Consider the following 10,255-nt stretch of genomic DNA (forward strand, 5'->3'; position numbering starts at 1 on the left):
CCTGGTCCAGGTGATAGAGTTCCCACTGGTCGGCGTCGAAGGCAGTCCCGGGTTTGTGCCAGGTGACCGCCTTCCAGCCTTCATGCCAGATGCCGCGGTGGCCGAGCATCTCGAAGTACTGGGTGCGCTTGCGCGTCGGCTCGGCGCCCCCATCGAAGGTGTAGCCAAAGCTCGTCCCTTCAATGGGCTGCTGCGTCACGCCGTGAATCTCGGCCGGTGGCGAAACGCCCGTGACCTCGAGTATCGTGGGAGCGATATCGCAGACATGGTGGAACTGGTGGCGGATCTCGCCCCCGCTCCGGATCCCCGCCGGCCAGTGTACGACCAGTGGATCGCGAACGCCCCCGCCATGGGTGTTCTGCTTGTAGCGCCGAAGCGGCGTGTTGCCGGCCATGGCCCAGCCCAACGGGTAGTTGTTGTTGAGGTGGGCCTCGCCGATCGCGTCGATGTGCTCCAGGTTCTCGGCGAGGGTGTCGCGGACGCCGTTGAAGTAGCGCAGGGCGTTCACCGTGCCGAAGGGCGAGCCCTCCTGGCTGGCGCCATTGTCCGAGATGAGGATGATCAGGGTGTTCTCAAGGCAACCTTGCTCGCTCAGCCAGTTGACCAGCCGGCCCACCTGCAGGTCGGCGTGCTCGAGCATGCCGGCGAAGGCGGCCTGGAGCCGGACGGCAAGCCGCCGCTCGTCGTCGCTCAGTGCGTCCCAGGGTTTCACTCCCGGATTACGATCCGGCAGGACGGTGTCGGCCGGTACGAGGCCCAGGGCCTTCTGGCGGGCCAGGCGGTCGGCCCGGGTCGCGTCCCAGCCCTTCTCGAAGACGGACTCGTAGCGGTCGATGAAGGTCTTCGGCGCATGATGCGGGGCATGCTGGGCGCCCAGGCATATGTAGAGGAAGAAGGGCTTCTCGGGCGTGATGGTGCGCTGGGCGCGGATGAAGCCGATGGACTGGTCGACGATGTCCTCCGAGAGGTGATAGCCCTCTCGGTCGGGCGCCTCGATGTGATGGTTGTCGAGCACCAGCTCGGGGTGCCACTGGCTGGTCTCGCCCTCTAGGAAGCCATAGTAACGGTCGAAGCCGCGCTGCAGCGGCCACTGGTCGAAGGGGCCGGCCTGCGAGGTCTCGAAGGTGGGCGTCAGGTGCCACTTGCCCGTGGCGAAGGTGTTGTAGCCGGCGGGCCGCAGCATCTCTGCCAGGGTGCCGGCGCTACGGGAGATGCGCCCGCGCATGCCAGGGAAGCCCAGGTCCCAGTCCGCCAGGCCGCCCATGCCCACGGAGTGATGGTTGCGACCCGTCAGGAGGGAGGCGCGGGTGGGCGAGCAAAGGGCCGCAGTATGGAAGTTGGTATAGCGCAGGCCGCCGGCGGCCAGGGCGTCGATGTTCGGCGTGGCGATCTCCGAGCCGTAGCAGCCCAGGTCGGCGAAGCCGAGGTCGTCAAATACGATACAGACCACATTGGGCGCGCCGGGCGGGGCCCTGGCCGGCTCAGGCCAGTGGGGACGGGACTCGCTGGCGGTCAGGCCCAGGTCGTTGCGGCCGGAAGTCTGACTCATGCGGTCTCCTTTTCTGGAGGACGTTCCGCGGAAGCACTGTTCCGCGAGGCTGTCGCCTGCGGGGGACGATAGGACCGAAGGGTCCCCTCGACCAGAGCCTAGCGGCCCAGATCCCGGATCAGGGAGTCCCAGTGGGCCAGGGCGCCGGGAATGGCGGCCAGGGGCGCACGCTCGTTGAGGCCGTGGGCGTAGGTCTCGCCCGGCCTGGTGAACAGGCCGGAGACCCCGTAGCTCGGCACGCCGGCGGCGCGGAAGTGCATGCTGTCGGTTGCGCCGGAAGACTGGACCGGCACGATCTCGAGGCCCGGATGGACGGCGTGCACCGCCCGCGTCACGGCCCTGACGACATCCGGGCGGAGCGGGGAGGGCGGGCTGTCGATCGAGCCATCGTCATCGCGGGTGACGCTGATCGCCGGATCGGACAGCACCTCGACAAGCGTTTGCCGGACCGCCTCCGAGGAGGCGCCCGGGAAGATGCGGCAGTTGACCGTGGCTTCGGCGCGCTGGGGCAGGGCGTTGGGGGCGTGACCGCCGCTGATCCGGGTGGCTACGCAGGTGGTCCGCAGATAGGGCGCCCATGTGGGCTCCGAGGAGAGCCGCTCGGCGGCCTCAGCGTCGGACGGATCGGCCGCGAAGCGGCGGAGGGCCTCGCCCAGCGGTCCCGCCATGTTGCGGCCGCTCGCGGCCAGCGCGGCGCGGGTGATCTCGTTCGCCTGAACCGGGAAACGGTGGGCTTCCAGGCGCTCAAGGGCCCGGGCGAGGCGGTAGATGGGGTTCCCCGGGGTGGGGCGGCTGGAGTGTCCCCCGGGATCGGTGGCCTTGAGGGTGAAGTCGGCGTAAGTCTTCTCTGCGCCCTGGATGCCATAGGAAACCGGCTTGCCGGAGGAATCCAGCTCGCCACCGCCCGCATCGGAATTCAGGACCAGGTCGGCGTGCTTCATCCGCTGGGCGAGGAAGGCGCTGCTGCGCATCTGGGTCTCCTCGTCCCCGGACAGGGCGAGGATGACGTCGCGGCCTGGCCGCCAGTTCTGGGATCTCAGCCGGGCGAGGGTGGCCACGACCATCGAGATGTCGAACTTGTTGTCGGCCGCGCCGCGGCCGAAGACGTAGCCGTCCTCAACCACGGCGGTGAAGGGGTCGCGCGTCCAGTCCTCCGCCCTCGCCTCCACGACGTCCATATGGCCGGAAATGACCAGGGGCTTGCGGTCCGGATTTCGGCCCGGCAGCCGGGCGATCAGAACCGCGGTCTCACCGACCGGTTCGACGACGACGTCTTCGGGCCTGTAGCCACCCTTGATGAGCACGTCGCGCAGCCATCCGGCGTAGGCGATCATGGCTCCCTGGCCTGCGCTGGCCGTCGTCGGGTGGCCGATGCTGGTCTTCAGGATTTCCAGCGCCCGGTCCCGGTCGGCGGGTCCGGGCGATGCGGCTGAGGCGGGCGCGATGGCCAGGAGGGCGACGCAGAAGGCCAGGACGAGAGTGCGCATGAAGCGGGATCCGAAGGCTGCCGTAAGAGATTCCCCTGATTAGAGGCAGGCCGCCGACCTGTCAGCTGTCCAAGAGCGTCCTGGCGCGGAGGAAGATGGCTTCGAACATACCGGGCGTCAGCCGGCCGGTGTTCGTGTTCAGTCGCGAGCAGTGATAGCTGTTCAGCACCGTAAAGCCGCCGGCGGCGAACTCCGCCCCGTGGCCCGACACCCCGGCCGAACCGGGAAGGCCCAGGGCGCGAAGCAGGTTGCGGCGAGCGACATCTCCGAGTGTGACCACGACCTTCAGCCTCGGAAGGGCCTCGAGCCGCGCTGCGAGGAAGGGACGGCAGGCCGCCTCCTCCGAGGGCTCAGGACGGTTACCCGGCGGCGCACAGCGCACCGCATTTGAGATCATGCAGTCGACCAGTGTCAGTCCGTCGTCGGCGCGCGCTTCATAGGCTCCCCGGGCAAAGCCGGTCTTCAGGAGCGTCCCGAAGAGGAGGATCCCCGCATGATCTCCTGTGAAGGGCCGCCCGGTGCGGTTGGCGCCCGTCCGCCCGGGCGCGAGCCCCAGAACCAGAAGCCGCGCCTGCGGATCGCCGAAGGACGGCGCGGGACCATTCCACCAGTCCGGATTCCGGGCCCGGTTATCCGCCCGGTAGGCGGTGAGGCGTGGGCAGAGGGTGCAGTCCCGGGCGGGCTCTGGCGTCCCTGCGGCGGCGCCCTGCCGCAAGGTCAGGCCTCCGACCCGTCGCGATCCGCAGCCAACCGGCTTTCCTGCAGGAATCTTGGCAGTCGGGAAGGACGGCCAATGATGTCCGCGAGGTCGGCCAGTTCGATGAAGCTGTCGGCCTGACGCCGAAGGTCGTCCGACGCCATGGGCGGCTGGGTCTTGACCGTGGACACCACGGTCACCCTGGAACCTCGCCTCTGGACGGCCTCGAGCAGGACCCGGAAGTCCCCGTCGCCGCTGAAGAGAACCAGGTGATCGGCGTGCGCGCTCATCTCCATCATGTCGACGGCGATCTCGACGTCCATGTCTCCACGCCATCTCTTGCGTCCCTGAGAGTCCGTGAACTCTCTCGCAGGCTTGGTGACAAGGCGAAAGCCGTTGTAATCCAGCCAGTCCACGAGGGGGCGGATCGGAGAGTACTCCTGATCTTCGACCAGCGCGGTGTAATAGTAGGCCCTGACCAGGACGCCGCGCTTGCGGAACTCGTCGAGGAGCTTGCGATAGTCGATGTCGAAGCCAAGCCCCTTGGCGGCGGAGTAGAGGTTGGCCCCGTCAATGAAGAGCGCCAACCGGTCTGTAGGGTAGAAGGTCATTGAGTCAGGTTTTTCCGGAGTCCGGCGTCAGGATGGCGCAGCCCGCCCGGGCGGTCGTCGCGCTGGGTTCGAATCTTCCCGGCGTCCAGGGATCGCCGGTCGATCTTCTTGAAGCCGCTCTTTCTCTCTTGTCCGAGGCAGGATTGCCGGTCTTGCGCCGATCGTCCTGGTGGATGTCGTCCGCCTGGCCCGACCCGTCACGGAATGAGTATCGCAACGGGGTCGCTATTGTCGAGGCGACGATGACCCCGGACGCTGCGATTCGCCGTCTGCTTGAAATTGAAGTCCGTCTGGGACGTCGGCGGGGATCCCCGAATGCGGACAGGACCCTGGACCTCGACCTGATTGACCACACTGGCTGCGTCATCGAGACCGCCGATCTTGTCCTGCCTCATCCCAGGGCGCACGAACGTTATTTCGTAATGGGGCCGTTGGCTGAAATCGCTCCGGACTGGCGACACCCGACGCTCGGACTCACGGCGTCGGACCTCGCGGCCCGGGCCGCGGTCGGCCGTGATGCGAGGCCTGCGCCGTGACCTCGCCGGACCTGGGGCTGGCGTCTGGCGCGCCAATCGTGCAGCATCCCCCAAAGGAAGAGGGGGCGGTCGAGGCCTTGTCCTCGCGCGGGGGGGAGCGCTTGGCCTATCGGCTAGTCATCTTCGATTTCGACGGGACCCTGGCGGACAGCGCCGACTGGTTCATCAGCATGGCCAATGAGGTGGCGCGCCGGTTTCGCTTCCGGCAGATCACCGACGACGAAGTCGACATGCTGCGAGGCCGTTCCAGCCGCGAAGTCGTGGCCTACATGCGGGTCCCGGCCTGGAAGATGCCATTTATCGCCCGGCACGCGCGCCGGCTGGTGGCGGAGAACACGTCGGAGATTCCCCTGTTTCCCGAATCAGCCGACCTGATCCGGCGGCTGGACGCGGCCGGTGTCGCCTTGGCCCTCGTCAGCTCGAACTCCGAGGCGAACGTCCGGAAAATTCTCGGGTCGGACCTGGCGGGTCGCATCCGCTACTTCGCCTGCGGCGCCTCCATGTTTGGCAAGACCCCCCAGTTCCGGCGGGTCATCCGAAAGGCCGGCGCCCGCCATGGCGAGGTGTTGTCCATAGGCGACGAGACCCGTGACATCGAAGCTGCTTATCGGGCGGGGATCGATAGCGGGGCCGTAACCTGGGGATATGCCCGCCCGGAGATTCTGCAGGCGCACCGTCCGACCTTCCTCTTCGACACCATGGAGGACATCGCCCGGGCCATCCTGCCGGCGTCCTGACCCCGTCCCCGAAAGCCTGCGGCGTTGCGCAAAGCCCTTGAAGGCTCTAAAAGGCGCGGTTCTATCCGTTCGCAGAGGTATCCATGGCTCGCGTCACCGTCGAAGACTGCATCCAGCGTGTCCCGAACCGCTTCAGCCTGGTGCTCCTGGCGGCCCATCGGGCGCGTGGCATTTCCTCGGGTTCCCCGATTCTCGTCGATCGCGACAACGACAAGAATCCCGTGGTGGCCCTTCGTGAGCTGGCGGACGATGTGGTTGATCCCGAGGAGCTGAAGGAGGCTCTGATCACCACCCTCCAGCGGGTGGATGAGCGGTCCGAGGCGGAGGAGGAGGCCGAGACCCTGGCCCTGATCGCAGACCCGACCTACCAGCAGATGAGCGAGCTTGAGCTTGTCCGCGCGCTTCAGAGCGACCGCGACGGCGGTCAGGAAGAGCGCTACTGAGCCCCGAGGCGCCAGCCCAGCGTCCGCCTGCATCGCAGGCCCCGGTCTCAGAGACGACCATCTCAGGGACCCTGGCCCCGCAGGCAGGGGTCCCACTCGTCCCGAGCGCTTCCGAAGGTGCGTCGCGGCGCTCGATGCTTCGCCAGTACGAGCTGATCGAGAAGGTCCGCTCCTACGATCCCAGCGCCAACGAGGCCGTCCTCAACCGCGCCTATGTCTATGCGATGCGAATGCATGGCTCTCAGAAGCGGGCCTCCGGCGATCCCTACTTCGCCCACCCGATCCAGGTCGCCGGCATCCTGACCGAGTATCGCATGGATGCGGCGACCATCATCACCGCACTCCTGCATGACACGGTCGAGGACACCAACGCGACTTCCGCTGAAATCCGGCGGTTGTTCGGCGCCGAGATCGCCGAACTGGTGGAAGGGGTCACCAAGCTCACCAAGCTGGAGCTGAACAGCGAACACACCCGCCAGGCGGAGAACCTGCGCAAGTTCATTCTCGCCATCTCCAAGGATGTCCGGGTCCTGCTGGTCAAGCTTGCGGACCGGCTGCACAACATGCGCACCCTCCAGCACATCAAGGCGCCCGCAAAGCGGGAGCGGATCGCGCGCGAGACCCTGGACATCTACGCGCCCCTCGCGCGCTCCATCGGCTGCCACCGGATCTGCACCGAGCTTGAGGAGCTGGCTTTCACCCACCTCAATCCCCTGGCCAGGGACGCCATCATCCGGCGTCTCAACGGGCTTCGGGACGAGCAGGGCGGCGCCGTCGCCCTTGTCTCGCAGGAAATCATCAGCAGACTGGAGGCCGCCGGCATTCCGTGCCGGGTCCTGGGGCGGGAGAAGAACCCCTACTCGATCTGGCGCAAGCTGCAGCGCAAGTCGATCGGCTTTTCCCAGCTTTCGGACATCTACGCCTTCCGGGTCATCGTAGACACGGAGGAAGATTGCTACCGCGCCCTGGGCGTGGCGCACCGCGCCTGGCCCTCGGTTCCGGACCGGTTCAAGGATTACATCTCGACCCCGAAGCGGAACAATTATCGCTCGATCCACACCACCGTGGTCGGTCCGCGGGGGATGCGCATCGAGATGCAAATCCGCACCGAGTCCATGGACCGGATCGCCGAAGAGGGCGTCGCCGCCCACTGGCGCTACAAGGATGCGTCCTACGGCTTTGATGCGGAACATCAGGCGGAACAGGGGGGGCGCGATCCGCTGGTCAATCTGCGACACCTGGTCCAGGTGCTGGAGCACGGCGGCGATGTCGAAGAACTGGTCGAGCACGCCAAGCTGGAGATGTACCTCGATCAGACCTTCGTCTTCACGCCAAAGGGGAGGCTGGTGAGCCTCCCGCGTGGCGGCTTGCCCCTGGACTTCGCCTATGCCTTGCACACCGACATCGGCGACACCTGCATCGGCGTGAAGATCAACGGAGAGCCGAGACCCCTGCGGACGCCGCTCCAGAACGGCGACGTGGTGGAGGTGGTGCGGGGTCCCAAGCCGGTGGTTCCCGCCGACTGGCGGTCCCTGACCGTCACGGGACGGGCCCGCTCCGCGATCCGGCGTCACATCCGCCAGACGGAGAAGGAGGAGTTCACCCGTCTCGGCCGGGCGGCCCTGGATCACACCTTCAGCAGGGCCGGAAAGTCCCGCAGCGCGGTCTCTCTCACGCCGGCGCTGGAGCGGCTGGCGGCCGCTTCCGAGGACGATCTCTTCGAGCGTGTCGGTCGGGGACGGCTGGCGCCCGCCGAGGTGCTCGACATCCTCTTCCCCCGTCTCGCGGCCTCTGACCGAGAGGCTGCCGTCGCGGTCCGGCGTATCGAGGGAGGCGCCGGCGCGCGCCTCTATGTCCGTGGCGGCGGCCTGACCCCTGGGATCAGCCTGCACTTCGGGCCCTGCTGCACCCCTGTGCCCGGCGACCGGATCGTCGGCATTCTGGAGGGCGAAGGCGAGGGGCTGACGGTGCACACCATCGACTGCTCCGAGCTGGCGGCCTTCGAGGAGAACGAAGACCTCTGGCGGGATCTCCAGTGGACGCCCGAGGCCGAGCGCGACACCCTGACCCAGTCCCGCCTGACCGCCACCATTCGTAACGCCCCCGGTGTGTTGGGACAGGCCTGCACCACCATCGGCGAGGCGGGCGGCAACATCGTGAACCTGCGGATGCACCGCCGGATGACGGACTTCTTCGACGTCGACTTCGATATCGAGGTCAAGGACGCCCGCCACCTGACCAACATCGCCGCGGCCCTGCGGGCCAATCCGGCGATCGAGACCGTGGAACGCTCCAAGCGCGCCGGCTGACGCCCCGTCTCAGGCCGGGTCGACCGTGACCCGGCGCATATGCCGCCGCTGACCGGGATAGTCGTTGAGGGCGAAATGCCAGACCTGCCGGTTGTCCCAGAAGGCCACCGAGCCCGGCCGCCAGTTGAAGCGGCAGGTGTAGCCCTCGTAGCGGCAGTGCTCGAAGAGGAAGTCGAGGAGGGGGCGGGACTCCCGCTTCGTCCAGCCCTCGAAGCGCATTGTGAAGGCCGGGTTCACATAGAGGGCCCTGCGTCCCGACTCCGGATGGACCAGGACCACCGGGTGGACGTACTCTCCTACTGCGCCCTCCGCCTCCACGACGCTCATCGAGGCGCGTTTCTGGGCCGAATGACCCTGGGCGGAGTACTCCCGTCCCGCCGAGTGCACAGCCCTGAGCCCCTCCAGAGTCGCCTTCATCCCTGCCGACAGGGCCTCGTAGGCGGCGACCTGGCTCGAAAACAGGGTGTCCCCGCCCCAATCCGGCAGCTCCACGGCGTACAGGATGGAGCCGATGGCGGGACGCTCCAGGAACGACATGTCCGAATGCCAGCCGCCGCCGAAGTTGGTCTTGTCGGCAGGCTCCTTGATGACCTCCATCACCTCCGGATGAGTCTCCATCCCCTTCACGTAGGGGTGAATGTTCAGCGGCCCGAAGCGCCGGCCAAAGGCGACCTGGCGTTCAGGCGTCAGGCGCTGGTCGCGAAAGAAGATGACCTGGTGTTCGACCAGTGCGTCCCGGATCTCCGCGATCACCTCGTCGGGCAGGTCCTGCGAAAGGTCGACGCCCGAGATTTCGACGCCCAGCGCCCCGGCGACCCTGCGGATGGTCAGGCTCATTTGGTCCTCCTCTGCGGCGGCGCACCTTGCCCGCAAGCGCAAGGCTTGCAAAGCGGGGCGAAAGCCGCTTTCTCGGTCCGGCGCGGGGAGGGCGCGACATGACCGCACTGCCCTGGCGTCACGCGCTCCTCGCCTTCGCCGTCGTTGCCGTCTGGGGGACCAACTTTGCGGTCATCAAGGCCGCCCTGACGCACCTTCCTCCGTTTACGTTCGCAGCCCTGCGGTTTCTTCTGGCCTTCCTGCCAGCGGCGTTCTTCCTCAAGCGGCCGAATGTCCCCTGGCGAAACCTCGCCGCCTACGGCGTCCTGATCGGGGTCGGGCAGTTCGGCGTGCTCTACTTCGCGATGGACGGACAGATCTCGCCCGGTCTCGCCTCCCTGGTTGTCCAGAGCCAGGTCTTTTTCACGATCGGGCTGGCGATCTGGTTCCGGGGAGAGCGACTGAACCTGCGACAGGGCCTCGCCCTGGTCCTCGCGGCTGCGGGCCTGGCTCTGATCCTGGTCAATGTGGACGCCGTGACCACACCGACCGGGCTGGCGCTGGTGCTCTTCGCCGCCCTGAGCTGGGCCCTGGGGAACATGGTCCAAAGGGCGACACCTGAGGCGCCCAGCCTGGCCTTCGTAGTCTGGGCCAGTCTGTTTTCGGTACCGCCCCTGCTGCTGCTCGCCCTGATCTTCGAGGGCGCGCCCGTCATGATCGCTGCAGTCACCACCATGACTCCTGTGGTCTGGGCCGAACTTCTCTACCAGTCCTTCGGCAACACCCTGTTCGGCTATGCGGTCTGGGGCTGGCTCCTGGCCCGGCACCCCGCCGCCGTCGTCTCCCCCTGGGCCCTGCTTGTGCCTGTCTTTGGCCTCACGGCGTCGGCCCTTGCCCTGGGTGAACCCCTGCCGCCCTGGAAGCTCGCCGCCGCCGCCCTCGTCATCGGCGGACTGGCCCTGAACACCCTGCCAGGCCTGCGGCTGCAGCGTGACAGGCCCGACGCCGTGGGCTAATCCGGGCCCCCAAGGAGCGCCCCATGAATACCGAACAGGTCCTCGACGAGTTCC

The 10,255-nt window shown here is 67.3% G+C and carries 10 protein-coding genes; 5 read left to right on the top strand and 5 right to left on the bottom strand.

The features are described 5' to 3' along the window. The 4 genes from INE98_RS05665 to INE98_RS05680 form a co-directional block, all read right to left on the bottom strand. The coding region (locus INE98_RS05665; RefSeq protein WP_293537275.1) for an arylsulfatase at positions 1-1,549 on the bottom strand (1,549 nt) is incomplete at its 3' end. A 98-nt stretch (positions 1,550-1,647) separates the two neighbouring features. Continuing rightward, the gene (locus INE98_RS05670; protein WP_293537276.1) at positions 1,648-3,036 is read right to left on the bottom strand and encodes a M20/M25/M40 family metallo-hydrolase; all 1,389 of its coding nucleotides are present in this window, start codon (positions 3,034-3,036) and stop codon (positions 1,648-1,650) included. 61 nt (positions 3,037-3,097) lie between these two features. Beyond that, complete coding sequence (locus INE98_RS05675) at positions 3,098-3,751, bottom strand: uracil-DNA glycosylase (RefSeq protein WP_293537277.1); 654 nt, start codon at positions 3,749-3,751, stop codon at positions 3,098-3,100. 2 nt (positions 3,752-3,753) lie between these two features. Further along, on the bottom strand, positions 3,754-4,344 hold the full coding sequence (locus INE98_RS05680) for an NYN domain-containing protein (RefSeq protein ID WP_293537279.1): 591 nt from the start codon (positions 4,342-4,344) through the stop codon (positions 3,754-3,756). A gap of 32 nt (positions 4,345-4,376) precedes the next feature. Between INE98_RS05680 and folK the strand changes: the two genes are divergently transcribed. From folK to INE98_RS05700, 4 genes are all read left to right on the top strand, one after another. Then, the gene (gene folK / locus INE98_RS05685; protein WP_293537280.1) at positions 4,377-4,880 is read left to right on the top strand and encodes a 2-amino-4-hydroxy-6-hydroxymethyldihydropteridine diphosphokinase; all 504 of its coding nucleotides are present in this window, start codon (positions 4,377-4,379) and stop codon (positions 4,878-4,880) included. A gap of 101 nt (positions 4,881-4,981) precedes the next feature. After that, positions 4,982-5,617, top strand: coding sequence for an HAD hydrolase-like protein (locus tag INE98_RS05690; protein WP_293537282.1), 636 nt, complete (start codon positions 4,982-4,984; stop codon positions 5,615-5,617). 83 nt (positions 5,618-5,700) lie between these two features. Then, positions 5,701-6,060 carry a DNA-directed RNA polymerase subunit omega gene (gene rpoZ / locus INE98_RS05695; protein ID WP_293537284.1) on the top strand — a complete coding sequence of 120 codons (360 nt, stop codon included), beginning with the start codon at positions 5,701-5,703 and terminating at the stop codon, positions 6,058-6,060. A gap of 134 nt (positions 6,061-6,194) precedes the next feature. Beyond that, the gene (locus INE98_RS05700) at positions 6,195-8,369 is read left to right on the top strand and encodes a bifunctional (p)ppGpp synthetase/guanosine-3',5'-bis(diphosphate) 3'-pyrophosphohydrolase (RefSeq protein WP_293537285.1); all 2,175 of its coding nucleotides are present in this window, start codon (positions 6,195-6,197) and stop codon (positions 8,367-8,369) included. Between the two features lie 9 nt (positions 8,370-8,378). Here the strand turns inward: INE98_RS05700 and INE98_RS05705 are convergent, their stop codons facing one another. Beyond that, positions 8,379-9,206, bottom strand: coding sequence for a TauD/TfdA family dioxygenase (locus INE98_RS05705; protein ID WP_293537286.1), 828 nt, complete (start codon positions 9,204-9,206; stop codon positions 8,379-8,381). A gap of 98 nt (positions 9,207-9,304) precedes the next feature. On the opposite strand from INE98_RS05705, the gene INE98_RS05710 reads away from it, so the two are divergent. Beyond that, positions 9,305-10,201, top strand: coding sequence for an EamA family transporter (locus INE98_RS05710; RefSeq protein WP_293537287.1), 897 nt, complete (start codon positions 9,305-9,307; stop codon positions 10,199-10,201). The last annotated feature ends 54 nt before the right edge of the window (positions 10,202-10,255 follow it).

This window comes from Phenylobacterium sp., from assembly GCF_020253645.1.
In the GTDB taxonomy this organism is placed as follows: Bacteria; Pseudomonadota; Alphaproteobacteria; order Caulobacterales; family Caulobacteraceae; genus Phenylobacterium.

Excerpts from the sequence above, each read along its gene's own strand:
- INE98_RS05710 (WP_293537287.1), top strand. The coding sequence starts at position 9,305 with ATGACCGCACTGCCCTGGCGTCACGCGCTCCTCGCCTTCGCCGTCGTT.
- INE98_RS05705 (WP_293537286.1), bottom strand. The coding sequence starts at position 9,206 with ATGAGCCTGACCATCCGCAGGGTCGCCGGGGCGCTGGGCGTCGAAATC.
- rpoZ (WP_293537284.1), top strand. The coding sequence starts at position 5,701 with ATGGCTCGCGTCACCGTCGAAGACTGCATCCAGCGTGTCCCGAACCGC.
- INE98_RS05670 (WP_293537276.1), bottom strand. The coding sequence starts at position 3,036 with ATGCGCACTCTCGTCCTGGCCTTCTGCGTCGCCCTCCTGGCCATCGCG.
- folK (WP_293537280.1), top strand. The coding sequence starts at position 4,377 with ATGGCGCAGCCCGCCCGGGCGGTCGTCGCGCTGGGTTCGAATCTTCCC.
- INE98_RS05700 (WP_293537285.1), top strand. The coding sequence starts at position 6,195 with ATGCTTCGCCAGTACGAGCTGATCGAGAAGGTCCGCTCCTACGATCCC.
- INE98_RS05680 (WP_293537279.1), bottom strand. The coding sequence starts at position 4,344 with ATGACCTTCTACCCTACAGACCGGTTGGCGCTCTTCATTGACGGGGCC.